Below are 23,856 nucleotides of genomic sequence, written 5' to 3'. Positions count from 1 at the left end.
CGCATCGGCTCTTCGGGAAGTTGTGGTTTAGTTTCGTCGACTAGTATCGCGAACAACGCGAATACCGGAATAGCGGCCACCGCTCCGATTGCCACCGCCGGTCGCCATCCGTATCGTGCTCCGATCCACGCTGCGGCAGCGGGCGCGATCAGCCCACCCGCGGGCGCGCCGATCGTGTGAATCCCGATTGCAGTCCCGATATTGTCGTAGGTTCGTGAGAGGAGGGTGGTTGCAGTGCTGTAGTGAAGCCCAGCCACCGCCCCCAGTGCGATCACGGTGAATACGAAAACCACATACAGGGGAGAAAGCGAAACCAGTATACTCATTACACCCGTCCCACCGACTGCCACAAGAACGACACGCCGCTCACCGTACCGGTCTCCAAGAATTCCGCTTGGAAACTGTGCCAGCGCGTAGGACAACCACATTCCCGTCAATGCTACGCCTATCGCAGTGTTCGAGATCTCGAATGTGTTCGTTATTTGTGGAACGACAGGGCTCATCGCAAGCCGCGCAACCATCGTCGCGAAAAACGCGAGTGTACAAACTGTCAGAACGGTGTGTTTGTAATACCAGCGCATATCGGTGCTCTTTGTCCCTGCGATCTTCGCCGTTATCCGAGCCCGCAACGCAATCTCAGTGGACCGATCAGTGCGTTTTTAGACAACCGTTTATATCCCAACTGTGGTAGTGTTTTTACTTTTCTTACTCATCGTGCGGTAGAGTGTTCGTTGGTCCTGTGGTCATCTGCTCGTAATACTCTTTTGTCCGCTGCTTATCCTCCGTGGAGAGATCCACGAGCGGTTCGCGGACGGGACCCCCATAGAGGCCAGCGAGTTCCATTCCATGCTTCACGACAGGAACGTTGTTAGCGGCGCTCAGGCTATTTCCAGCGCCCGATTCCTCTCGAAGGTTCTCTAATGGTCTGAGTTGGTCACGAAGCTCGCGAGCGTGATCCCAGTTCTCTGCCTCTAGTGCATCCATCAGCTCGATGACTCGCTCGGGTATGAAATTCCCTATTCCGGTTGTGAACCCCTCCGCACCTTCGATCGCAAAGGAGGGTGCGTACCGCTCCGCGATACCGTTTGACCAGACAATATCTCCTTCAATTGTCGAGACCGCTTCAGCGAATCCCTTGATATCGTTGACCGCATATTTCACACCGACGACGTTCTCATATGTGGTGAGGTCTGCGAGCAGATCGTGGGTTACCTCCTGGCCTCGCTTGTACAGCACGACTCCCAAGTCGGTTGATTCGACGATTTCGCGATAGTACTCGATCAATCCGGCTTGATGTTGATATGTGTGAACCGGATGCATGATCATAATCGCGTCGGCTCCCTGCTCCTCGTAGGCCTTCGCGAGTGCAATGGCGGACTTGGTACTCCCACCTACACCACCTACGATGGTTGCCGTATCACCGACCGCCTCGACGATCGTTTCCACAACGCTGATCCGTTCTTGATCGGTCAACGAGTAGTATTCTCCGGTGTTTCCGCATGGGATTATCAGACGTCCACCCGCTTCGACCACGTGTTGAACGTTGTCGGCCAGTTTGTCGTGTTGGATCGTATCTCCTGTATCGTCGAACGGTGTTGGGTTCGTGAATGCTACGCCACGCAGGTCGGATTTAATTTGTTGATATTGCACGAGTAGTTGGCATGGAGTCGAGTATTATAAATATTCGGAACTGAGAGGGGCCGAACTTCCTCCCATACGTTCCCTTTAAGGGAACGAGGTCTTTTGTGTCGTGTGACAACATCGGAGCTAACTCTTCAATATGATGACTCCAGAAACTCCCATAAACCACCAGTTTACCCGCTAAGCAGCCAGAATTGGAAAGTATATTATGGTCATCGCGAGATGGCCATTACGACCGTACGAGTGTAATATCTATGTCCCCGAGTGGAGAACACGGATATTACAAGACTACGACTGTAATCCTTATCCTAGTCAAAGGAAGGAAATAGCGGACGATCGACACAATATGCTTTGATACTCTCCAGGTGTCTTCACAGTGAAATGATGTCTTACTCTGTGTCGTCATTGACAGAATGACACACGGATTCTCGTTAATGTTCTCCTATCGGGAACAGTTTTATATAGATCCTCTTCTTGGTGTGAGTTATGACCACAGATCACACCGGACGACGGATTCGGGGCGTACAGATCGCTGTCAGTATCATCGAATATCTCCAAACGAACGGGACAACGGGCACAACGGCCATCGCAACTGAGCTCGGATATTCGAAAAGCACCGTTCACAGCCACCTCCGAACCTTGGAGGACGAGCGAATCGTCGTCGGCGAGCAAGCCGGTTATCGCTTGAGTTTAAAATTCCTCGCGATCGCTCGAGACGTCTGTGATCAGGTCGGCAACTACGAAGTGATCAAAAGCGAGGTAGACGAACTGGCAGAGGAGACAGGGGAGATCGGACAGTTCGGCATTGAGGAGTTCGGACAGGTGTCGTATCTCCACAAGGCTTCGGGTGAGAAGGCAGTTAGGACAGCCTCGCGAGTTGGCACTCAACAGCCCATCCACTCAACTGCTCTCGGTAAGACGATCCTCGCACACCTTCCCGAAGAACGTCGAGAGGAGATATTTGACGAGATTGAGTTCGTGGCGCAGACAGAAAACACAATAACGGATCTCGAGCAGTTCCGAGAGGAGATCGAGCGGACCTCCGATAGAGGCTATGGGATCGACGACGAGGAAAATGTACTTGGATTACGCTGTATCGCTGCACCCGTGCGCAGCGGTCCCACCGTTCTTGGTGCAATAAGTGTCTCGGGGCCATCAAGCCGGATCACCGATAAACGCCTCCATGGAGATCTCGCCGAACTGGTTCAACGCGCCGCGAACGTGATCGAGCTTAACACGAAGTTCCATTGAACGGCCCCAATCTGGTTGTACACGCAAGCACCTGTCTATGAACCTGTCCGATTCAGCCGATCAGTGAAGTTACCGGCCCATCGAAATTCAACAGAACTGCCTGTGTGGTGTCTCCAAACAGCACCTTTCCGGTCGGAGACCGCCGTTCCCCCGTAATGAACACGTGGTCATATCCCCCCTCCTCAGCGTGCTCCAACAGATCGTTCGGGAGATTTCCGAACAGCGCCTCTGCGCTGTAGGTCATGTCCTCTGGAAGCAACTCCTCGCCGAGTTCTCGAGCGACTGCCGTTGCTTCTTCGGTCAACTCATCCACACTACTGACATCGGATAGGGAGCTCTCTGCTTTCCGCTGGACATCTCCTTCATACGCATCTTCGTCGACGATGCGGACCAAGACAAGCTCTGCTCCTGTTCCTTCGACGATTTCACCGGCGAGTTTGATCAGCTCACGTCCTCTCTCCGTCGGTTCGACGACCACTAATGCACGATCCATAATCGCATGTTATCACGGGAATACATACCTTTTTTGCTCATTTCGAGGGTCGGTGCTCAATGGATTAGTCCATACTTTTGCTGTGAACGGTCGACGTGGACATCCGAGTCGCAGGAACAGCGTGTTCATTACCACTTCAACCCCGTAGGAAAATAGTTTGTACGTTAATTATATATACCCCTAGAAATATTGTGGGTCTGCATGAGCTTGGATAACACCCAACGACGCAGATCGTTCATCAAGAAGACGGCACTCGGTGCGGGGACTCTCGGGATCACATCACTCGCGGGGTGTTCTGGAAACGGCGGCGATGGCGGCGATGGAGACGACGGCGACAACGGTAGCGACGGCGATGACGGTAGTGACGGCGATGATGGTAACGGCGACTCCGGACCCGGATCAGTCGAAATGACGATGGCGAGCTCCTATGAGCCAGACCACGTTTCGGTTCAGGCTGCAGAGCGTTTCAAGGAGATCGTGGAAGACGAAACGGATGGCGACTTCTCGATCGATATCGTCGCCGGCGGATCCTACGGTGGAGAGGGTGAGATTGCGGAACTGACCCGAGAGGGAGCGCTGGAGGCGCACGCGGACTCTCGGTGGCCGTTCACCCAGTATACTCCCGAGTACGAGTTCGTCAACATCCCGGTCGTTTTCGAGGACTTCGACCATCTTGTTCGAGTTACCGAAAGCGAGGAGTTCGAACCCGCCTTCGAACAGATGCGGTCTGAGGGGAACCAGCGAATGATCGGTCAGTGGATTGACCGTGGTCTGCGGCACTTCACCTCCAACGAGCCAGTACGGGAACCCGCCGACGTCGAGGATGTCGACCTCCGCCTTCCCCCGCTCGACAGATGGGTGGCAATCTGGGAGGAACTCGGCGCGAATCCGACCACGGTCGCGCTCGACGAACTGTACAGTGCTCTCCAAACGGGGACTGTTGCGGCGTCCGAGGGAGACATCCCACAGATCCATTCGTTCAACCTCGACGAGGTCCAAGATTACCTCAGTTACACCGGTCACCACGTTCAGGTTGCCGCCTTGTACATGAACGAAGACTTCTACCAGGACCTCGATGAGTCTTACCGAACGCTGGTTGATGAAGCCTCTCAAGAGGCGACTGAGGAGATCTCCCAGACCGTGCGCGATCAGATCTCTGAGATGGAGACCGAACTCGAAGAGGGTGGGATGGAACTGGTCGAAGACGTTGATCGTGAGGCGTTCCAAGAGGCGGCCCGCCCGGTGGTTGAAGAGATGTTCGAGGACTTCGCGGGGTCGCTTGACGAGTGGCAAGAGATATAATCCGGGCCTCCTATACGAGAAAATATGGAGGTAGAACAATCACTCGGATTGAAGCGAGAGACCGTCCTCGATCGGGTGCTGCTCACGATCGGAACCGGAATCTTTCTGCTGACCGTCGGACTCGTCACGCTACAGGTACTTGCTCGAACGGCTAACCTCCCCTGGCCAACGACGTGGACAGAGCCGCTTTCTCGATTGGCACTGGTCGTCGGGACGTACTTCGGCGCCGCAGTAGCAACCCGAAACAACGAACACATCAACATGGATATTCTCCTTCGAAAGCTTGAGGGACGGCATCCCAGGGTAAAACGAATTTTTGACGTTCTGGTGTACTGCACGGTAACAGTAACGCTAGCAATCGTGGTCTGGGGTCTCCTAATTGGCGCTCGGGGGGCTTGGGACAGCAACTGGGCCGATATCGACTCAGTGAGCTTTGGAATGGTGTACTTGGCCATCGCTATCGGACTCACTTGGATGCTTGGCTATGAACTACTCAAATTCAAGGAATCCCTCGTTGAGATCCGCTCCGGGGGTGACGCGAGACAATGATGAACACTGCTGATCTCGGTTTCGAAGTGACCGCGGTGAGAGCTCTCGTCGTGACACATCTAACCGGTGAAAGGGAAGCCTGGAGGGCTGACACGTGATTGAATCGCTGTTCATCCCTTTGCAGATCTCCGATCCGATGTTCCTCGCGGGGCTATTCCTTGGTCTCTTGCTAGTCCTGTACGGCATTGGGACACCGGTCGCTATCGCGATGCTCGCAACGAGTATTGTGATCATGGCTCTACCGGGTGGCATCGACTTCCAGTCTACGGTGATCAATAGCCGACTGTTCAACGGAATAAACAGCTTCGGGATGCTGGCGTTCCCGTTCTACGTACTGTTGGGACGGTTGATGAACACGAGCGGTCTCACCGAGGACCTGTTCGATTTCGCGGGAGCTCTCGTCAGCCAGTTCCGTGGTGGAATTGTCTACGTTAACATTCTAGCGAGTATAATATTCTCGGGCATGTCAGGGCTGGCGCTTGCGGACGCGTCCGGCCTTGGCCGGATTGAGTACGCTGTCATGCGCGATCACGGCTACGAGAAGGATATCTCGCTAGGGGTCACAGGAGCCTCGTCGATGATCGGCCCGATCATTCCACCGAGCGTCCCGGTCATTCTCTATGCAATCTTGGCGGAGCAGTCAATCGGTCAGTTGTTCCTTGGCGGCATCCTCCCGGGGCTGCTGATGGGGCTTCTACTGATGCTTTTCGTCTCTATCATCGTTTGGAAGCGCGGATACGAGCGTGGCGATCCGTTCTCTCTAAAGCGGGCCTATAATACGTTCAAACAGTCGATCCTCGCGATGTTCATACCCGTTCTGATCATCGGTGGGATTATTGGTGGGCTCTTCACTGCAACGGAGGCTGGCGCCATCGCTGTGGTTTACGTAACCGTGCTGTCGTTCGTCTTTGGTGATCTAAATCTGGGTGGCTTTCTCGAGGAGGCAACGAACAGTATGGTGGAGACGTTCTCTCTCACCTTTATTATCGCCTCGGCCACCGTTTACGGGCTCGTTGCTCTCCAGCTCCGTCTTCCGATGTTATTGACTGAGTGGATTACGAGCCTGTCGACAGACCCGACCACCGTGCTGTTCCTCCTCTGTGGAATGTTCCTCGTCATCGGTACGTTCATGAGTGCAACGGCGTCGATCACCATACTCACGCCGCTGCTGATACCTGTCGTCGAGGGGGTAGGGATTGACCCGGTTCACTTCGGCATCGTTATGATCTTTACCCTCATGATCGGGATTCTTACCCCTCCGTTTGGCGCTATCCTCTTCGTCCTAGAGAAGGTGACTGATGCGACGCTAGAGGAAGTCATGCGGGCTATCGTTCCCTACTATATCCCGATGCTCCTGTCGCTGCTCATCATCGTGCTCGTTCCGGACATCGTGACGTACATTCCGTATAATCTCATGGGGTAGTCTCCCGCTGCACTTCCTCTTCTGGAACGGTATTGTTAATATCTATCATTCGGATCGATAGAGCGGATGCACACCGTTGATCCCGATTCACTCGAGACGTTCGCACAGATCGCTATCGAGGAATGTGGTTCACCTGCTGAGACTGCAGCGATCGTGGCCCGTTCGCTCGTCTCCGCCGATCTCGTTGGTCACTCTTCACATGGGGTGGTGCGACTCCCTTACTACGCGAACCAGATCGATGAGGGATCTCTTGATCCGACCGCACTGCCTTCCGTTGAGGAGGCCGGACTCTTCCACCAGATCGATGGTGCCGGCGCGTTCGGTCAAGTGACCGGTCGACGTGCGGTCGAATTAGTAACCGAGACGGCGGCCGAATATGGCGTTGGGGTCGTCGGGATCAGCGACTCTGGACACCTGGGACGGATCGGCGAGTGGGCAGACTACGTCGCCGACGAAGGGTATCTCTTCGCTTCATGGGTCAACCTTCAGGGTGGTGCCCAGCGGATCGCACCACCCGGAACTGCTGACAGACGACTCGGAACCAACCCGATCACCTTTGCCGTGCCAAGCTTCGGGGTGCTTCCGTTCAATCTGCTATACGACGGTGCGACCAGTCAAGTGGCGCACGGGAAGATTATCGAACGAGACGGGTCCGGCGAGCGACTCCCAACTGACTGGACTATCACTGAGACGGGGGGGCCCGTCGAGTACGCGACCGATTTCGAGGATCACGTCGGCGCGCTCCTGCCCCTCGGGGGAAAAGCGACCGGTCACAAGGGATTCGGCCTCGCGACGATGACAGAGTTGTTCGCGGCCATCGTCGGTGGGGGTCCCGTTTCGACCGAGCCGGAGCAGTCCTGGGTCGGAAACGGCGCGGCCTTCGTTGCGATCGATCCCACTGTCTTCACCTCGCGCGAGGGAGTGAAAGATAGGATCTCGGCGCTGTCACAGTACCTCCGATCTGCTGAACCCATCGAAGCGGATGGAGAGGTCCTTTTGCCTGGAGAGCCCGAATACCGGATCGCGAGAGATCGACGCGAGGCCGGTATCCCGATCGAGGACGCCGTGATTGAGAACTTGCAGGCATTTGCAGACAACCTCGGCATCCGACAGGCCTTCCCCGAAACGCTCTAGTGAATCTTTCGTCCGATAGTAGCTCAGTAATCGAGTGACTTCCCATGTGGGTACTGCTGGTAAGTGTCTCTCACGAATCAGTTGTCGATCGGGAGGCACTGCTCGAGGCGGTGGCGGTTGATCAGCTCTGTGAGGCTGAGACTGACTCGGAAGAGCCACCTCCAAGATCGGATCTGCTTTGGAGTCTGGTTGACGCTCTCATCGCGTCGTGTCTGGTTCCGCTTTTTGAGAGATAGTGCGGTCTATGTCCGGTAGGACGCCGCGATTCCTGTGTGAGTCACACGCTCTTTCTTAGATGACCGCTAGTTTTATGTAATCTTGCGGATCGGGTTCGACATGCGAATCACAGACGTGCGTGGTTATGCACTCTCGTCCCCGATCGTCCCGCCACAGTCACGGTCGTTTTACGGAGGTCATCGGCGCCTTTTGAAACGGGACGTCGTACTTGTAACGGTCGAAACCGCTGATGGCGAGATCGGATTCGCACCCGCAGGCGCTAGCAGTTCTGCGATGCGCGAGTATTTCGAAGGCGATTCACAGACAACTTTCGCCGATCTCGTTGAGGCAGAGGTAGCCAACGTCCTTGAGGGGGAGACGCTAGAGGACGTCGAAGACGCCCACGAACTCATCGACGCCACAGGTCTCCCTGAGCGGGTCCGCCACGAAGCAACATCCGCTATCGATGTCGCGCTCTACGATCTACGTGGAAAGCGAGCCGGAGCGCCGATCTGTGAACTGCTGTGTGCGGAATACGACACGGAACCCGACGATACCCTCGCGATGTACGCGAGCGCCGGCATGTACATGGAACCGGAGGGATATGCGAAACAGGCCCAGATCGTCGACGATCTCGATTTCTTCGGCTACAAGTACCGCCCAGGGATCGGTCCCCAGGAGGACCGTCGAACTATAGAGCTTCTCGCCGAGACGGTTGATCAGACCGAAGTGATGATCGACGCCCACACTTGGTGGAAGCTTGACGACGATGTCTACAACGTATCGACCAGAGAAGATATTGTCACACACGCCGGCGAGCACGATGTCTTCTGGGTTGAGGAACCGGTCTCACCAGACGACTACGAGGGATACCTCAACTTGGCCGATCGCGGTGTCGCGCTCGCAGGCGGTGAGAGTGAACCGTCACCAACCGGCCTCGTCGAGCTCGCGGAGACGGGCGGTATCAAGTTCCTTCAGGGTGACGTTCGACACCACCGCGGGTACACTGGCTGTTCGAAGGCAATCACCTATTGTCTCGGTCGAGAGGTCGAGTTCGTTCCTCATAATTTCGGCACGTGGCTCGGACTGATCGCGAACGCACACTTAGTCGCGGCAGCTCCAGAGGTTCGACTGCTTGAGTATCCCATCTTTGAGAACGATCCGGCGCTCAACCACCCCGAAGACCCCGGAATGTATCCGTTCGATCTGGCGTTCGACATCATCCAGGAGACGATTGAAGTCAAGAACGGTACTCTAAGTGTTCCAGAGGGTCCGGGACTCGGGATAACCGTGAACCTTGACGTGATCGACGAGTATCCACCCACGGACGGCGCCTGGACAGAGTTCATTTACGACGAGTGAACTTTTCGACCGACCCTCGATCAGGTTCGATCTACCGGTCGGCTGCGACGCGCGCGAGTCCGCGGAGGTAGCCGGCAGTGAACCCTCGGCCACGATGACCCCAGTCGGTGTCATCACGTACCGTCGGGACATGATCCGGAATGACGATCCCCTCGAAGCCCGTATCGATGAGGGTCCGCATGACCTCGAGTTCGTCGTAGTTGCCACAGTCGACGAAGGTTTCGTTGAACGCCTCCGCAGTCCCGTCGACGTCACGAAAGTGAACGAACGTGATATCGCCGTTCTGACCGAATTCGCGGACTACATCGGTGACGTCGATCCCCATCTCTGAGAAACAACCCAAGCAGAGCTTCAATCCATGATTGTCACTTGGAACCGCCTTCATGGCCCGGCGGAAGCTCTCAACGTTACGAAACAGTCGTGGAATCCCACCGATCTCTTCGATGTTCGGTGGATCGATCGGGTGTAACGCGAGGGTGACGTCAGCCTTTTCCGCGACAGGGAGGATTTCCTCGAGAAAGCGCTCGTAGTTATCCCACAGCTCCGCTTCCGTATACTCCCGATCGAGAGCTGGATCGCTGGCATTTTCGACGTCCTCAAGGTCGAAGCTCGTCGCCTCCGCGCCGCCCCGAATTCGAACTGTCCCGGTCCGCATCGGTACTACCCCGCGAGGGTTCCACTGGTAGCCGAGGATCGGGATGTTTGCTTCACCCATATTCTGGAGAAGCTTCTTGATCGCGGCGACCTGCTTGTCGCGGCCCTCGCGGTCGAACTTGATGTCGCCGTAGCTGTTGTATCCGAGTGTATGGATACCGGCGAGATCGACGTCATGGGTCTCACATGCGTCTGAAAGTGAGCGGAGGTATTCGGCGGTAGGGACCTCTTCGGGCCCGAGCGGCAGTCGTCGATCGGTATCGGTTCGATCACTCTCGTCCACGAAAACATCGCCGCCGGTTCCACCGCCGGGCTCCGTGGGATTGATAAAAACATCTGTTACTCCTAGCTGTCGAATGTACTGGAGCCGTTCGTCCGAGAGTGTGTTCGTTCGAAACCCTACGCGTACTGGTGTGTCTCGGTCGCGCATACCATTCGTTCAGAGAGAAATCATATAGCGGTATCGATTCTGTGTTTAACGCAACCGTTCTCGGATCACGGCGAAGGAAACCGCACGTACATCTCATCGTGGCGTTAATGTGTGTTCCATCACAACATACCCCGTATGTACGAGGACTTTGCGAGAAAACTCGCCGCCACAATGTGGGGCGACTACGACGAGACCCCCGACCGAACCACTGACACGCCAGCTATCACACAGATTGATACCTTGGTAGTGGACGGGAACTTTCCGTGGTCGATCGTCACGCTCGAGACGGACACCGGTGTCCGCGGGATCGGCGAGGCGTACCCCGCGCCAGGCGTCCACGAGATCATCACTGATTACCTTCGACCGGTACTCGTCGGTGAGAACCCCCTTGACGTCGAACGCCTCTACCACCTCATGCGTGAGAGTCTTTCCGGACGTGGATCCCAGCAGGGAATCGCGACGATAGCGATAAGCGGCGTCGAACTCGCACTGTGGGACGTGACCGGAAAAATACTCAATCAGCCGGTGTACCAACTCCTCGGTGGAAAGATGCGCGAGGAGATCTGTGTTTATGCGGATTGTCACGGCGGCGAGTCGATGGTCGACGCGGCACTAGAGGGGCAATCGTCCGAGACCTACCAACCGGAGGCCTACGCCGTGGCCGCACGGGAGGCGGTCGAAGATGGGTACGACATGATAAAGTTCGATCTCGATGTCCCGTCCGGACGTGAAATTCAGACGAAGGCGAGACACCTCACCGCTCCCGAAATCGACCACAAGCGACGACTCGTGGAGGCGGTCGCCGAGGAGGTTGAAGATGAGGCGGAGTATGCTTTCGATCTTCACTGGAATTTTTCGCCGGAATCAGCTAAACGACTCTGTGAGGCCATCGAGGCCTACAATCCGATGTGGATCGAGGATCCACTCCCACCGGAGAACACGGAGGCGATGACCCGACTCGCGGAGGCCGTCGACGTGCCGATTCTGACGGGTGAAAACAGATATGGACGCCACGGATTTCGTGATCTCCTCGAGGCTGGAGCCGTTGATTTTGTTGCACCTGACGTTCCGAAGACCGGTGGAATCGCCGAAACAAAGAAGATCGCCGATTTGGCTGATTCATATTATTGTGCGTTGACCCCACACAACATCGGCAGTCCGGTCGCGACGCTGGCAGGCGTCCACGTAGGCGCTGCTGTCTCGAACTTCTTTGCACTAGAATTTCACGCTCGTGAGATCTCTTGGTGGGACGATCTACTCGTTCGCGAAGAGCCTCTCATCCAGGATGGTCGGATAGAGGTTCCAGACGGCCCAGGACTTGGGATCGAACTCGACTGGGACGTACTCGAGGAGCACCGAAAGGACTGAGACTCGTTCTAGCAACAACGCGGCCAATCTGGTGGCGAACGACACCAAAACGTTTTACAGATCCTGGGTTGACACTACATAGGTCCATGCGAAACGATCACGCAATCATCGACTGTCTCACGGCTCACGGCATCTCGACTGTCTTCGGGATTCCGGGAAAACAGACGCTACCATTGAACGAGGTGATAAGCGATCGCGACGACATACGATTCGTGATGGCGCGCCACGAGACAAACGTCTCTCATCAGGCGTGGGGATACGCGGAGACGAGCGGTGAGATGGCTGCCACGGTGGTTATCCCGGGTCCCGGCGACATGAACGCCATGAACGGACTGAAGAACGCTCTCAACGACTGTACCCCGCTCCTTCATATCGCAGTGGAAACTGAGCCAGAGGTTCGTGGAGGAGACGGAATCCACGAAACGCCGCCCAATACCTATGACAACGTCGTCAAGAAGAACATCACAGTAGAAACGCCTCAGAGCGTGGTGGCGGAGCTGAATCAGGCCATAATGATCGCCAGAACGCCTCCAAAAGGGCCTGTTCGCATCGGTATTCCCAAGAATTTCATTCCGATAACGACCGAACCGGCGGCCATTGGATCGGCCGACCCCGTGGACCCACCTCAGCCCCCCACGTCGGCGATACAGCGCGCAGCTGATCTACTTGCGACGGCCACGTCCCCGACGATAATCGCGGGTGGCGGCGTTCGGGCGTCGAACGCGAGCGAGATGCTTCAGTCACTCGCGGAGACGATCGGTGCTCCGGTTGCGACGACCTACAAAGGGAAGGCGACCATCCCCGAAGATCATCCGCTGTTCGCTGGGACGCTGTCCGGTGCGACAAGCCCGGAACTCCGACAGTGTCTCGAGTCAGCCGATGCGATTCTGGCAGTAGGGACCGACTTCGACGCAGTCTGGACCCAGCGCTGGTCGTATGACCTTCCGGCGGATCTGATCCACGTTACGCTCGACCCAGGAGATGTCGGCACCGGATACGATCCGCGTGTATCGATCGTTGCCGATGCCGACCCAACCCTCGAAGCGATCGAGGCAACACTGACCGATCGGATGAAGGGAGACGCTGCGGACGCTGGAGCGAAACGTGCACGTGCGGTCAGAACAGCGGAGGCTGACCGGATAGCTGAGCTCCGATCAAGTACTGAGGCAGCGATTCCGACCGTGTGCGCTCTCGATGCGCTGCGCGATGCGCTGCCTCGGGAGACAATCGTTACGGCTGACGCCGGTGGGTCGCGGGTTTGGACTGTCGTTGCCTTCCAAACGTACGACCCACGAGATTACGTCAATCCCGGATCGTGGGCATCGATGGGACTCGCAGTTCCGGCAGCTGTAGGGGCCGCGATCGCGAATCCGAATCGACCGGTCGCGGTTCTTATTGGTGAAGGAGGGTTGTTGATGTGTCTCGAAGAATTGCACACAATTGCCACGGAGTCGCTTGATGTGACGGTGTTCGTATTCAACAACGACGACTACGCGATCATCAGCGAGGAAGCCGAACGACGCTACGATCTCGGAGCGAAGGCGTACGGATGGCCTGAGTCGACCCTCGATTGTACCCAGATTGCGGAGGGAATGGGGTTGAACGTCGATCGGGCTGAGACTCCAACCGAGATCTACGAGGCCGCAGAGCAATCGATCGGAAGTGGGCCGACGCTCGTTGAGATCCCTACCGATCCCAACGAGCCACAGGCGGGGGAATTTATGACACGGTAAGGGATTTGTAGAACTCGAAACGCAGAGCCTCGGTTGTGGTGTGGAACCGTCTCTGACGCCGTATTCGCTCTTCAGCCGAAAACTGTATTCTTCGATATCAGGTGTTTAACCGCGATCACAGGGGATTTCCAGTCGTGGGACTGTAATCGATCGAACGTTGCGGGAGAACACCAGTACGTATTTGAGGTCTGTTAACTACCTACTCGATATGTCGCACCCACCGACAGTACTCGTCATGCACGAGGCACCGCACGACCGATCCGTCGAGGAGTTGTGGACGGCGATCGAATCCTACGATGGCGAAATTGCCCTTCGGAGGGCAGAGAGTTACATGGAGACGCGCAAGTACATCTCAGAGGCTGAGATCGTAATTACGCGGGCTCTAGATGACACCCTCCTCACGGAGGCAACCGAACTGAAGTGGGTTCAAGCGCTCAACGCAGGCGTGGATCACTACAACCTAACTCACATGCGGGACCGCGGTATCATGCTGACCAACGCCTCGGGAGTTCATGCGTTCCCGGCGGCCGAACAGGTGCTTGCATATATGCTCCTCTTTGAACGGAATCTCCTTCAGGGGATCCATCGACAGCGACGTCACGAGTGGCGTCACTTTGGTGGGGGTGAACTGAGCGGAACCACCGTTGGAATCATCGGGGTTGGTGAGATCGGAGGGGCGGTTGCGACCCGCGCTGCTGCGTTCGGCATGGACACCCTCGGTATGCGGAGAAATCCAGACCGGAGCCACGAGGCTATCGATAAGATGTTGGGTCCCGATCGACTTCACGAGCTACTCGCTCGGTCGAAGTACGTCGTTCTCACTTGTCCATTGACCGATGATACTCGCGGACTTCTCGGTGCCACTGAGTTCGAGTCGATGCGCTCAGATGCTGTCGTCGTCAACGTCGCACGCGGTGAGGTTATCGATCAGCAAGCACTGGCCGCCTCGCTTCAGAACGGGAAGATTGGCGGGGCCGCACTTGATGTCCAAACGCCCGAGCCGCTCCCGGAGGAGTCGCCGCTGTGGACGCTGTCGAACGTGGTGATCACGCCGCATATGGCTGGGTCCTCGCCGAAGTACCTAGATCGCTGTGCTGATATATTCCTATCGAACTACGAACACTACCTGCAAGGGGAGTACGATCAATTCGAGAATAGAGTGGTGTGATCAGCACCCGAGCCGAATCGATACCAATAATCGCACATCACTCTACACAATGTAGAGAACAGACCTGACGGCTCTCAAAGGTAGTGGAACCGAAATTTATCTATACGAGAACACAGATCATGCATTAGAGATGCCAACAACGTACGAGAATTACATTGACGGAGAGTGGCGCGACTCGACATCGGGAGAGACGTTCCAGGTTCGGAACCCGGCTGACACCGACGAGGTAGTCGCGCGGTTCCAGAAATCTCGACGGGTCGACGTTCTCGAGGCCATCGATGTTGCTTGTGACGCACAGGAGGACTGGGCAGAGACGCCCGCTCCAGAGCGCGGTGCCATTCTGAAACGCGCTGGTATAGCCCTCGATAGACGGCGAGACGAGGCGACAGAGACGCTGGTTCGCGAGGAAGGTAAGACCCAGAGTGAGGCTAGCGGTGAAGTCGGTCGTGCGATCGACATATTCCACTATTACGCAGAGAAAGCTCGTGACCTTGGCGGAATCGAAAAATCACCGAGTAACCGGAACGCAGAGCTCACCACGCGACGGGAACCCCTAGGGACGGTCGGAATCATTACTCCCTGGAACTACCCAATCGCGATTCCAGCATGGAAACTTGCACCGGCTCTCGTGACAGGGAATACGGTTGTTCACAAGCCAGCCTCAGAAGCACCAGGTGTCTCACGGATTCTCTTCGAGTGTCTCGAGGAGGCTGGCCTGCCCGACGGCGTGGGGAACATGGTGACCGGCTCCGGCAGCGAGGTGGGGGCTCCACTGTCCGATCATGGATCGATCGACGCCCTATCGTTCACTGGGAGTACGGCAGTCGGAACCGAAGTCGCACGGACATCCGCCACTGATCTGAAGCGCGTACAGTGTGAGATGGGCGGGAAAAACCCTACAATCGTGATGCCGAGTGCGGACATCAGCGAGGCTACCGAGATCGTCGGAGTCGGCGCGTTTGGAACTACTGGACAGTCATGTACCGCTTGCTCGCGAGCAATCGTTCACGAGGACGTCTACGAAGAGTTCCTCGACTCGATTATCAAATATACAACGAATCTGACTGTCGCTGGCGGGCTTGAAGATCCCGACATGGGTCCGCATGTCTCCGAGAGCGAACTGACGTCGACCTTGGAGTATGTCGAGATCGGTCGCAAAGAGGGCGCCACGCTTGAAACGGGCGGCAGCGAACTCACCGGTGAGAGTTACGCTGATGGACACTTTGTCGAGCCGACCGTCTTTTCGGGCGTGACGACTGACATGCGTCTGGCTCAAGAAGAGATCTTCGGGCCGGTGCTTTCCGTGATGTGCGTCGACAGTTTCGAGGAAGCAATCTCAGTCGCCAACAACGTTGACTACGGGCTCTCTGCGAGTATCACTACTCAAGACCTTTCTGAGGCTCATGAGTTTGTCGACACTATCGAGGCGGGCGTCGCCAAGGTGAACGAGAAGACAACTGGGCTCGAACTACATGTTCCGTTCGGAGGGTACAAAAACTCGTCAACGAACACCTACCGGGAGCAGGGTGACGCAGGCCTCGACTTCTTTACCTCGACGAAGACCGTCTACATGAATTACTAACTCAGATTGGTATTGTGGATCCGTCACAGCGAAACATCACCGACGGCTTGTATTTAATAAATAGGGAACAGAATACGGACACGATGCAGGTAGTCATTATTGGTGGGGCTGGAACAGTGGGGGCCACAACCGCTTACTCGCTCGCGGTAGAGTGCCCCAAACTCGACCTCACTCTTGTCGATATTGCAACCGACGTCAGAGAGGGACACAAAATAGATATCACCCATGCTCGGACAGTTGGTCACCTTCCACAATTCGGTGATCGAGAGGCGATCGGAACTGTCACAGGCTCTTCGTTCGGACGTGAAGCACTCAGCACTGCGGATGTCGTCATCGTAGCGGCCAGTGTTCCTCGTCCGTCTGGAGGTGCTAAACGAGGTGGTCGAAGTTTATTTCTGGAACGCAATCGAAAACTTGTAACCGATATCGCTGACTTGTTAGCGGCGCACAAACCGGTTCCAGTTGTTGTCGTTACAAACCCCGTTGATCGGATCACCTACCTGATGTGGCAAAAAACAGGGTGGAGTAGACGCTATTTCCTCGGCTATTCGCTTTCGGAAACAGCTCGAGCGGCAGACAAGATCTCAGACCTTCGTGGATCATCCGCATCCAGCGTTTATTGTCCGATTCTCGGAGAACATGGTGAGGACCTTGTCCCGCTCTTCTCTCGATTGAGGATCAACAACAAGCCGGTGAGGCTGTGATTGAGTACGTTCGGGACATTCCCTACGATATCATTAGTTTGCGGGGAGAGGCAGAGACGTCGCGTTGGGTAACCGGCCAAGGTGTTGCGCGTCTCACACAGGCGATCCTTGCGGATGGAGTCAAGGGGGATCCAATCGCTCTTTCGACGCCTCTTGACGGAGAATACGGTTTTACTGACGTCAGTCTCAGCGTCCCAGTTGAATTCGGCCGAGACGGGATCGATGATATCCTTGAGTGGGAACTCTCTGAGAGGGAATACAGCGGTTTTCTATCAGCGTACGAGTCAGTCAAAAGTGATCTTTGAAGAACTTACGGACGATTCTCTAGGTGGTGTTCAGATAGCCTGATTTCGTGCGAAAGCGAACGAGCTCAGTCACTCGTTAGCAGTTTCTACTTCGTCGTCGCTAAAATATCTGAAAACCATTAATTCTACTTTTAAACCTTATAGCTGACATATTCAGCGCTGTTCTGATCTCGATATCGCTCGTGTCTAAAACCCATATCGTGTTTGCGACAGGCTTGATGAAGTAGTGCCGCCATCAACGAGAATACGCTTCACATTTTGTGTTAATCTCCAAAAAATATATATTTATCTTCGATTTTATCCGCTCAATCTGCATATAGTACTTTGTTTGAATTGGGATCGATAGAAGTATCCCGCCAATAGTGGTCCCTACTGGGACGAATCACGGTTTCATCGACCGCGACGTGAGTAGGATTAGCCCCGTCTGTCGACTGTAGCTCGTCCTTCTGTACCACCGATGGACGGTGGTTCAATGACGATCGGCATTCATACTCTCAAGAACTAAGACTGTATTTGAAAGTGATAATATTGTCAAATAGAGTCGGATATCGAGTTTCATCGCTGGCTCGGGTGTCACCTCTCGCTCGAGAAAATCTAACTCGATACAACTGCTATCGCCGCTGAGGCAGTCGAGACTGAGCATAGGCTACTCGATCTTTTCACCGCCGGATCCTTCGACCGTATCTCAACACTGCCGACCGGGGCTGTGTCGCGATTAGTCGCGAAACACTCCGTGAGTAAGCGGGCGCGACGGGACTTGAGTCCCGTAATTATCTCGAAGTAATTGACTTGAATTTGTGTGACACTCATTGTTGTATAATCCGTCATCGGCGATCGGCTTTCTCGCGCTCCGAAGCGCGGCCGTAGTGCTTGTCGAGAACGTCCTCGCTCGCGTTGAGCTGATCCGAGACGACCCCCCGAGGAACGCCGTCGTTCCGGTACTTCGTCACCCGCGCCTTCCGAGCGTCGTGCGGTGACCGAGCGGACGGACAGCCGCTCACGTGCCGGAACGTCGCGAACTTACACGAGTCCGGATCCTCGTCGTGCGGGCACTCCTTCCCGACGAAACACGGGCGCGTCCACCGGTAGAACGCCTTCCGAATGGTATCAGCCGCGATCCGACCCGCGTCGGTCGACACGAGCGGGTTCCGGCCGTAGTCGTCGACGACCTCTGTCCGCGGACCGTCGATGTAGTCCTGGAGGATCTGGGCGACTCGCCGGCTGATACGATTGACGCGCTCGCTCGCGGCGTCGTTCTTGAGCGGCGTCCCGGTCTCGGGGCGATGGACGAACCCGATCGAGGGCTTGTTTCCCTCCAGCTCGAGATCTTGGCGATCCAGCGATCGAACGGCACCCAAGCGGGCGCCGGTGTGCCAGATCAACGCCCACACCACGTGGTCGCGGCTCGCGTACTCGTACCGCGAGAGGTACTCGACGATGTCGGCCGCACGCTCCGGTCGGAGGTACGAGTCGCTCACCTCGTCGTCGCGAGTGAGCTTCACGAGCGGCATCTTCTCGTACAGGTCCGACGGGACCGCTTCGATCTCTCCACAGAACCGGAGGAACGACCGCAACGTCGAGAGGTTCGAGTGAAGCGTCTTCTTCGCGAGCTCGTCGACCTTTCCCTTGCTGTACCCTCCCTCGCGCCGCCAGATACGGTACTCGTAGAGGTGCCGACCGGTGAGCTCGTTCAGGTTGTCGATCGCACCCTCTTGGCGGCAACACTCGACGAACGGGCGAAGCTCGCTCCGGTGAGTCGTTCGGGTCCACTCGGCGCTGTCTTCCTTCATCCGGTCGAGGTGCATCTCCACGGCACGCTCGGGAGGGATCGGTTCCAGATCGTCACCCATCGGTGGTCTCCGCATCGTCCGCCTCGTCGCTCCCTTCCTCGGTCTCGTCGTCGTACATCGCGAGCTGCTCCGCGATTCGGCTTGCGTGGGCGTTGTCGTCGTCGCTCATGAGGATCTCTCCTCCTCGTCGAGATCGCGGTCGTAGGGGCCGATCGGAGTCACGAGCCGCACCTGGTCACGCGCGAGGAGTGTGTCCGCCTTCTTGTCGTGCAGCTCGTGAAACACGCCGTCGGCGGTGTCGCTTCGCGCGCAGTACTGGCACCAAAAGTGGTGGTTCGTGGGTTCCCACGAGCGGTGCCCGTTCGGACACACGAACCGCCACCTGTCCTGCCGGTCTTCGATCCGCACAACTTCTTTCGGGACCATCGTCTCACACCGACGAATGGTTGTATTAAAGTCCGAATCCAGATACGGGGACTGAAAGTGAAAGTGGTCTCGGCACCGTTTAGCGGTTTGTGTTGTGGTTGGCGATTCTCCTCGGCTGTCGGGGGCTTTTAGACCCCCAGCGTCGTGCGAATACATGGCTTTCGTACCTCAGATACGGAAGCCCACGCGGACCCGCTGTCTCCAGCAGCGGGGTCCGCTTTTGCGAACGACGAGACCCATCGAGGAGCGACGGGTCCGCGGGAAAGCTTCCGTTGGCTACCTCCAAACACCGACCCTACTTATATTTAGTACATTGTTTGTGTTCCTATGGGAATGTATTCATGTTATCCCACGAATCAAGCCGGCACACCTAACACTACTGTATCGGTAGCGTCGAAGCATGCATCGGCCGAGGGTCTCGTGGATGACGCAAGGGGATGATAGAATCCTCGAAACCCTCGAATCCAGTGGGATTGTTCTCTCTCCCGCGGTTCTCGCGTACAATACCGATTACACCCGCAACTACGTGAACAAGCGTCTTCGGAAGCTCCGAAACAACGACCTCGTTGAGCGCGTCGATTCGGGATACTACCAGATCACCGACCGCGGTCGAGCGTATCTCGTCGGGGAGCTCGACGCCGACGATCTTGAAATAGAGTGATCCGATACGGTTGAACTCCTTAGCTAGTGATAGGTTTCACTAGTCATGCTGAATACACAGCGCGTATCTTGCACGAAACTTCGGCCAGCTCGGATCGGTTTATACAGGGGATGCGTAGGCTGATCACCACAGATTTGACAGTATAATAACGCCCCTCTAATATATTTCACATAATGATACGCCATTACTATTTAGTGTCTCCGAGGAGTGGCTACTGGCAGCGAAAATGACATTGAAAAATTATGAAAGCGGTGAAGAGGTCAGTGAGAATTGGGACACGGTGTTCAAATCGCTCTCGGCTGAGCCACGCCGTCAGCTCATTGTCTCTCTGTTGGACGCCGGAGCGGATCAATCGGTTCCGTTACCCGAAAGCGCCGCGATGCCGAACCTTCCATTGGATCCTGAAGAGCTACGTGTAGAACTCTATCATATCCATCTGCCGATGTTAGCGGAGAACGATTTCATTACGTGGGAGACGGACCCGTTAGTCGCCTCTCGTGGCCCGCGGTTCGATGAACTAGCGGTGGTTTTCGAGGCACTCCACTCGGACGCAGCCAACATTCCTGATTCATTAGTCATCGGCTGCCAGAGACTTGAGCAGGAGCGGCAGGGAAGCGCAGCTCGCACGTAGGTAGTGTTCACGTTACGTTCGCTGTCTCGTGTGATCACTAGCATATCTATCTAACGGATATTTCGTCGATGACGGGATGAAACGAACGAAGATCGTCTGCTGAATACACCCTCTGTATCTTGCACGTCGTTGCTATCATATTCTGTGGCGTTCAACAGTGCCGATGATACTGACCGACACTACTCCACGCCGAGCTCGCGCACGGCGTCGGGCTCGCGGTCGCGGCCGGCGGCGCCGTCGCACAAGACGCCTCGGGCGAGCTGCTCAACGAGACCGCCGACGTCCGGTCGAGCCTCGGCGAGGACGAGGTTCGCTTCGAGCCCTATGACGCCGATCAGCTGCGCAACATCCTCGCACGGCGTGCCGTCGGTGCCCTTCGGGACACGTATTTCGAGGACGATATCGAGGACTATCAGCATCTCCGAAGCGAGATTCTGAGCGACGACACGATCCCGCTTGCCGTGGCGTTAGGCGCACAGGATACGGGAGACGCTCGTGAGGCGATCCGTCTGCTGTTCCGTGCGACCCGGTTTGCCGACGATAGGGGCGAGACCACCCTCACAGAGGGGCATGTGCGCGAAGCACGTGACTTCCTCGAGACAAAGGCCATCGAGTCGGGGATCCAGACACTACCGAATCAACGAATGCTCGCACTCATGGCGGTTACGTATCACGGAATATACGGAGAGACGCCCGTGACGACGACGCCAATCTACACCCAGTACAAGACCTTCTGTGAGTACGTGGATGTGATCATCCTCTCGAACCGGCGGTTCCGTGACCGGCTCAACGATCTCGCGGATACGAACGTGCTCAATAAGCGGCAGGGTCGGGGTCGTGGAGATGAAAATCAGTATTCGCTGGCGGTCGATCTTGATACGGCGCTCGAAAACCTCCCGAAGGAATCGGAGCGTCTTGGGGATGTCGCAACGGTTCTCCGAGAACAGGGTTGTGTTGCGGGTAACTGACCCCCAAGCGCCACCTCAACAAGGCTGATCAAGTACCGAGACAGACTGCTACTCTAACGAGACAGCTTTTTGCTAATACCGAGGAGATCTATATTGAATGGTGGAGCCGATCTTAAAATGGGCGGGTGGGAAGCGCCAGCTTCTCTCAGAAATCACGGCGCTGTTTCCGACCACATATGAGGCGTATCACGAACCGTTCGTAGGAGGTGGTGCTGTCTTTTTTGATCAGGACCCTGATAATGGAACGATCAACGATCTGAACACGCGGTTAACTACTTTTTATGAGATCGTTCGAGACCAACCAGACGCCCTTATTGCCGAGAACAAGACGCACGAGCATACGGAAGAATACTACTATAACGCTCGCTCGGAGTTCAATGCGCTCCTTACACAGTCAACTCCAACACAGGACGAGCGAGTCCGCGAGGCGAGCTTACTTTTATATTTAAATCGGACATGTTTCAATGGATTGTATCGGGAGAACAGTAATGGCGAATTCAACGTCTCTTTCGGACGGTATTCGAATCCGGATTGGATACAAGAGCAGCGAATTCGGAAGGCATCACGCGTTCTCCAAGACACGGCAGTGTTCAATACGGATTTCAGCTACGTCGTCGATGAGGCTTCTAGTGGCGATCTTGTGTATTTTGATCCGCCGTACGAACCGGTGTCGAAAACCGCGGATTTCAATTCATATCAGGCGGGCGGATTTGACCGAGAGGACCAACGCCGACTTCGTGATGTCGTGATAGAACTCACGGAAATGGATGTTTCTATGATTCTCTCTAATTCGCCGCCGGTCACGGAATTATATGAAGGCCACGATGCGTTCTCGATCAGATACGTAGACGCCACTCGTGCGATAAATAGCGATGCCAGTAGTCGGGGGGAGGTCTCGGAAGTGCTCATTACGAACGTTCCAGGAGGTGAGCAACGGCGAAAGACTCTTTCCGACTTTACTGAATGAGTCGTTGAAGATCGCTTAACATAGCGTCGAAGAGAGAACGTATTGTTGCTCGGATCCTCGACCGCTTGTAGTGATCTCGGGGAGGCGGAAAAGCCACTGTCCAACGGTCCGGGCGCGTCGACGAGTGGTTGAATCCGAGAGATCTGTTTCGGCAGCGAGGATCTCCGTAATCTCACGCCGGGAGAGCGCACCGTCTACTTCTAGCTGAGCGTACACACGAGAGATGATCTCGACATCACGGATCTGCTGTGTGAGAAGGTTATCCGCGGATTCTCGATTACCACGATCGAGATACGTGAGGTATTCCTCACCGAGTCGAGTGAGTCCCCAACGACGGATGGTGTAGTTGTCGACTTTGACTTCCTGTTCTTTGTGGAGAAACTGGAGAAGCCACGCGGCGATGCAGTAATAATCCGCTTGCCTCGGATCGAACGTGCCCGTATCCGTCTGTTTTTGGACGTAGTCTGCGATATCGGGTTTAGTGTCGGAACCCACACCAACCGCCTGGATGACAGTGCGTATCACGTCAAAGTTGTCGGCCTGTGGTACCTCTAGCGACGGGATCGTGTCGGTGCGCTCCGGCTTCTCGAACGCACTCCAGAACGTGGGATCGAGTTCGTATGATTCGTTGTCTGTAACGACGCCGATACTGCTCTCGATCATAATGTCTGTGAGCCGGTCACCGTCGATCAATCGGATGAAATCTTGGTTTGCGCTCGTCTCGGCTCCAGACGTGAACGAGGACGTCGTTATCACAGTTCCAATGTGATACTGTTGCTCTGAGAGAGCACCCTTAAATCCGCGTAGCGTGCGAGCACCGACGGTGTTACCACTAGCATATTGTTTTGCTTGTACGCCGAGCCGCGCGTGGAACAGTTCTCGATCAATGACAGCGTGAATATCGATTCCACGATCACCACGGAACGGCGTTAATTCGAGTTCACGAGTCGGCTCTGCACGCTCAATCACCATTTTACAGAGCTGTTCAAACTGCTCATGGTCGATCTGTAACCCTTTATCAAGCAGTTCATCTTTCGCCGTCGATGTTTTCATTCAAGATCGAAGTTTTCACGGCTAAATAAAAATCCTCTCGCCAGA

Annotated in this window: 24 protein-coding genes; 16 read left to right on the top strand and 8 right to left on the bottom strand. The window is 55.7% G+C overall.

The annotated features are described in order from the left end of the window. Both U4E84_RS08640 and U4E84_RS08635 read right to left on the bottom strand, forming a co-directional pair. Positions 1-581, bottom strand: a 581-nt coding sequence (locus U4E84_RS08640; RefSeq protein WP_322531694.1) for an MFS transporter, incomplete at its 3' end; no start/stop codon positions are given. A gap of 124 nt (positions 582-705) precedes the next feature. Beyond that, complete coding sequence (locus tag U4E84_RS08635) at positions 706-1,650, bottom strand: dihydrodipicolinate synthase family protein (RefSeq protein WP_322531693.1); 945 nt, start codon at positions 1,648-1,650, stop codon at positions 706-708. 477 nt (positions 1,651-2,127) lie between these two features. Between U4E84_RS08635 and U4E84_RS08630 the strand changes: the two genes are divergently transcribed. Next, positions 2,128-2,892, top strand: coding sequence for an IclR family transcriptional regulator (locus U4E84_RS08630; protein WP_322531692.1), 765 nt, complete (start codon positions 2,128-2,130; stop codon positions 2,890-2,892). 52 nt (positions 2,893-2,944) lie between these two features. On the opposite strand, the gene U4E84_RS08625 is transcribed toward U4E84_RS08630, so the two are convergent. After that, positions 2,945-3,385, bottom strand: a complete 441-nt coding sequence (locus tag U4E84_RS08625) for a universal stress protein (protein WP_322531691.1) — start codon at positions 3,383-3,385, stop codon at positions 2,945-2,947. Between the two features lie 201 nt (positions 3,386-3,586). Here U4E84_RS08625 and U4E84_RS08620 point away from each other — a divergent pair, with 201 nt between their 5' ends. The 5 genes from U4E84_RS08620 to U4E84_RS08600 all read left to right on the top strand — a co-directional run bounded on the left by U4E84_RS08620 (position 3,587) and on the right by U4E84_RS08600 (position 9,371). After that, positions 3,587-4,687, top strand: coding sequence for a TRAP transporter substrate-binding protein (locus U4E84_RS08620; RefSeq protein WP_322531690.1), 1,101 nt, complete (start codon positions 3,587-3,589; stop codon positions 4,685-4,687). Positions 4,688-4,711: 24 nt separating this feature from the next. Next, positions 4,712-5,236 (top strand): TRAP transporter small permease subunit, encoded by a 525-nt coding sequence (locus U4E84_RS08615; protein ID WP_322531689.1) that lies wholly within the window; start codon positions 4,712-4,714, stop codon positions 5,234-5,236. Between the two features lie 94 nt (positions 5,237-5,330). Further along, positions 5,331-6,659: a TRAP transporter large permease gene (locus U4E84_RS08610; RefSeq protein WP_322531688.1), complete on the top strand. Its 1,329-nt coding sequence runs from the start codon at positions 5,331-5,333 to the stop codon at positions 6,657-6,659. Between the two features lie 66 nt (positions 6,660-6,725). Further along, a complete protein-coding gene (locus U4E84_RS08605; protein ID WP_322531687.1) occupies positions 6,726-7,793 on the top strand; it encodes an Ldh family oxidoreductase in 1,068 nt (355 codons plus the stop codon). A 336-nt stretch (positions 7,794-8,129) separates the two neighbouring features. After that, on the top strand, positions 8,130-9,371 hold the full coding sequence (locus U4E84_RS08600; protein ID WP_322531686.1) for a mandelate racemase/muconate lactonizing enzyme family protein: 1,242 nt from the start codon (positions 8,130-8,132) through the stop codon (positions 9,369-9,371). A 31-nt stretch (positions 9,372-9,402) separates the two neighbouring features. On the opposite strand, the gene U4E84_RS08595 is transcribed toward U4E84_RS08600, so the two are convergent. Then, positions 9,403-10,455, bottom strand: coding sequence for a mannonate dehydratase (locus U4E84_RS08595; RefSeq protein WP_322531685.1), 1,053 nt, complete (start codon positions 10,453-10,455; stop codon positions 9,403-9,405). Positions 10,456-10,590: 135 nt separating this feature from the next. On the opposite strand from U4E84_RS08595, the gene U4E84_RS08590 reads away from it, so the two are divergent. From U4E84_RS08590 to U4E84_RS08565, 6 genes are all read left to right on the top strand, one after another. Next, positions 10,591-11,823: a mandelate racemase/muconate lactonizing enzyme family protein gene (locus U4E84_RS08590; RefSeq protein WP_322531684.1), complete on the top strand. Its 1,233-nt coding sequence runs from the start codon at positions 10,591-10,593 to the stop codon at positions 11,821-11,823. An 86-nt stretch (positions 11,824-11,909) separates the two neighbouring features. Continuing rightward, the gene (locus U4E84_RS08585) at positions 11,910-13,556 is read left to right on the top strand and encodes a thiamine pyrophosphate-binding protein (protein WP_322531683.1); all 1,647 of its coding nucleotides are present in this window, start codon (positions 11,910-11,912) and stop codon (positions 13,554-13,556) included. A 235-nt stretch (positions 13,557-13,791) separates the two neighbouring features. Next, positions 13,792-14,724 carry a D-2-hydroxyacid dehydrogenase gene (locus tag U4E84_RS08580; RefSeq protein ID WP_322531682.1) on the top strand — a complete coding sequence of 311 codons (933 nt, stop codon included), beginning with the start codon at positions 13,792-13,794 and terminating at the stop codon, positions 14,722-14,724. A gap of 130 nt (positions 14,725-14,854) precedes the next feature. Next, the gene (locus tag U4E84_RS08575; RefSeq protein WP_322531681.1) at positions 14,855-16,306 is read left to right on the top strand and encodes an aldehyde dehydrogenase family protein; all 1,452 of its coding nucleotides are present in this window, start codon (positions 14,855-14,857) and stop codon (positions 16,304-16,306) included. A gap of 14 nt (positions 16,307-16,320) precedes the next feature. Further along, the gene (locus U4E84_RS08570; protein ID WP_322531680.1) at positions 16,321-17,010 is read left to right on the top strand and encodes a hypothetical protein; all 690 of its coding nucleotides are present in this window, start codon (positions 16,321-16,323) and stop codon (positions 17,008-17,010) included. Beyond that, a complete protein-coding gene (locus tag U4E84_RS08565; RefSeq protein ID WP_322531679.1) occupies positions 17,007-17,315 on the top strand; it encodes a hypothetical protein in 309 nt (102 codons plus the stop codon). The genes U4E84_RS08570 and U4E84_RS08565 overlap by 4 nt, the downstream gene beginning before the upstream one ends. A gap of 824 nt (positions 17,316-18,139) precedes the next feature. Here the strand turns inward: U4E84_RS08565 and U4E84_RS08560 are convergent. After that, the gene (locus U4E84_RS08560; protein WP_322531678.1) at positions 18,140-19,165 is read right to left on the bottom strand and encodes a tyrosine-type recombinase/integrase; all 1,026 of its coding nucleotides are present in this window, start codon (positions 19,163-19,165) and stop codon (positions 18,140-18,142) included. 105 nt (positions 19,166-19,270) lie between these two features. Further along, the gene (locus tag U4E84_RS08555; RefSeq protein WP_322531677.1) at positions 19,271-19,531 is read right to left on the bottom strand and encodes a hypothetical protein; all 261 of its coding nucleotides are present in this window, start codon (positions 19,529-19,531) and stop codon (positions 19,271-19,273) included. Positions 19,532-19,931: 400 nt separating this feature from the next. Here U4E84_RS08555 and U4E84_RS08550 point away from each other — a divergent pair, with 400 nt between their 5' ends. Together U4E84_RS08550 and U4E84_RS08545 are read left to right on the top strand one after the other, a co-directional pair. Further along, positions 19,932-20,192 (top strand): MarR family transcriptional regulator, encoded by a 261-nt coding sequence (locus U4E84_RS08550; protein WP_322531676.1) that lies wholly within the window; start codon positions 19,932-19,934, stop codon positions 20,190-20,192. 226 nt (positions 20,193-20,418) lie between these two features. Then, a complete protein-coding gene (locus U4E84_RS08545) occupies positions 20,419-20,823 on the top strand; it encodes a hypothetical protein (RefSeq protein WP_322531675.1) in 405 nt (134 codons plus the stop codon). Positions 20,824-21,002: 179 nt separating this feature from the next. Here U4E84_RS08545 and U4E84_RS08540 read toward each other — a convergent pair whose 3' ends face one another. Next, a complete protein-coding gene (locus U4E84_RS08540) occupies positions 21,003-21,242 on the bottom strand; it encodes a hypothetical protein (protein WP_322531674.1) in 240 nt (79 codons plus the stop codon). Positions 21,243-21,284: 42 nt separating this feature from the next. Between U4E84_RS08540 and U4E84_RS08535 the strand changes: the two genes are divergently transcribed. Continuing rightward, a complete protein-coding gene (locus U4E84_RS08535; protein WP_322531673.1) occupies positions 21,285-21,791 on the top strand; it encodes a hypothetical protein in 507 nt (168 codons plus the stop codon). A 97-nt stretch (positions 21,792-21,888) separates the two neighbouring features. After that, entirely contained in the window at positions 21,889-22,758 is an 870-nt protein-coding gene (locus U4E84_RS08530) for a DNA adenine methylase (RefSeq protein ID WP_322531672.1), read from the top strand. Positions 22,759-22,773: 15 nt separating this feature from the next. On the opposite strand, the gene U4E84_RS08525 is transcribed toward U4E84_RS08530, so the two are convergent. Continuing rightward, positions 22,774-23,811 carry a restriction endonuclease gene (locus U4E84_RS08525; RefSeq protein WP_322531671.1) on the bottom strand — a complete coding sequence of 346 codons (1,038 nt, stop codon included), beginning with the start codon at positions 23,809-23,811 and terminating at the stop codon, positions 22,774-22,776. Between the last annotated feature and the right edge of the window lie 45 nt (positions 23,812-23,856).

It is taken from the genome of Halorubrum sp. AD140 (assembly GCF_034497445.1).
Lineage (GTDB): Archaea > Halobacteriota > Halobacteria > Halobacteriales > Haloferacaceae > Halorubrum.
The sequence above is the reverse complement of the archived record's forward strand: the minus strand, read 5'-3'. Positions and strand labels throughout refer to the sequence as shown.

Excerpts from the sequence above, each read along its gene's own strand:
- U4E84_RS08590 (WP_322531684.1), top strand. The coding sequence starts at position 10,591 with ATGTACGAGGACTTTGCGAGAAAACTCGCCGCCACAATGTGGGGCGAC.
- U4E84_RS08630 (WP_322531692.1), top strand. The coding sequence starts at position 2,128 with ATGACCACAGATCACACCGGACGACGGATTCGGGGCGTACAGATCGCT.
- U4E84_RS08620 (WP_322531690.1), top strand. The coding sequence starts at position 3,587 with ATGAGCTTGGATAACACCCAACGACGCAGATCGTTCATCAAGAAGACG.
- U4E84_RS08545 (WP_322531675.1), top strand. The coding sequence starts at position 20,419 with ATGACATTGAAAAATTATGAAAGCGGTGAAGAGGTCAGTGAGAATTGG.
- U4E84_RS08555 (WP_322531677.1), bottom strand. The coding sequence starts at position 19,531 with ATGGTCCCGAAAGAAGTTGTGCGGATCGAAGACCGGCAGGACAGGTGG.
- U4E84_RS08595 (WP_322531685.1), bottom strand. The coding sequence starts at position 10,455 with ATGCGCGACCGAGACACACCAGTACGCGTAGGGTTTCGAACGAACACA.
- U4E84_RS08615 (WP_322531689.1), top strand. The coding sequence starts at position 4,712 with ATGGAGGTAGAACAATCACTCGGATTGAAGCGAGAGACCGTCCTCGAT.
- U4E84_RS08580 (WP_322531682.1), top strand. The coding sequence starts at position 13,792 with ATGCACGAGGCACCGCACGACCGATCCGTCGAGGAGTTGTGGACGGCG.
- U4E84_RS08575 (WP_322531681.1), top strand. The coding sequence starts at position 14,855 with ATGCCAACAACGTACGAGAATTACATTGACGGAGAGTGGCGCGACTCG.
- U4E84_RS08600 (WP_322531686.1), top strand. The coding sequence starts at position 8,130 with ATGCGAATCACAGACGTGCGTGGTTATGCACTCTCGTCCCCGATCGTC.
- U4E84_RS08585 (WP_322531683.1), top strand. The coding sequence starts at position 11,910 with ATGCGAAACGATCACGCAATCATCGACTGTCTCACGGCTCACGGCATC.
- U4E84_RS08525 (WP_322531671.1), bottom strand. The coding sequence starts at position 23,811 with ATGAAAACATCGACGGCGAAAGATGAACTGCTTGATAAAGGGTTACAG.
- U4E84_RS08605 (WP_322531687.1), top strand. The coding sequence starts at position 6,726 with ATGCACACCGTTGATCCCGATTCACTCGAGACGTTCGCACAGATCGCT.
- U4E84_RS08550 (WP_322531676.1), top strand. The coding sequence starts at position 19,932 with ATGCATCGGCCGAGGGTCTCGTGGATGACGCAAGGGGATGATAGAATC.
- U4E84_RS08625 (WP_322531691.1), bottom strand. The coding sequence starts at position 3,385 with ATGGATCGTGCATTAGTGGTCGTCGAACCGACGGAGAGAGGACGTGAG.
- U4E84_RS08530 (WP_322531672.1), top strand. The coding sequence starts at position 21,889 with ATGGTGGAGCCGATCTTAAAATGGGCGGGTGGGAAGCGCCAGCTTCTC.
- U4E84_RS08540 (WP_322531674.1), bottom strand. The coding sequence starts at position 21,242 with ATGCTGATAGTCCTCGATATCGTCCTCGAAATACGTGTCCCGAAGGGC.
- U4E84_RS08560 (WP_322531678.1), bottom strand. The coding sequence starts at position 19,165 with ATGGGTGACGATCTGGAACCGATCCCTCCCGAGCGTGCCGTGGAGATG.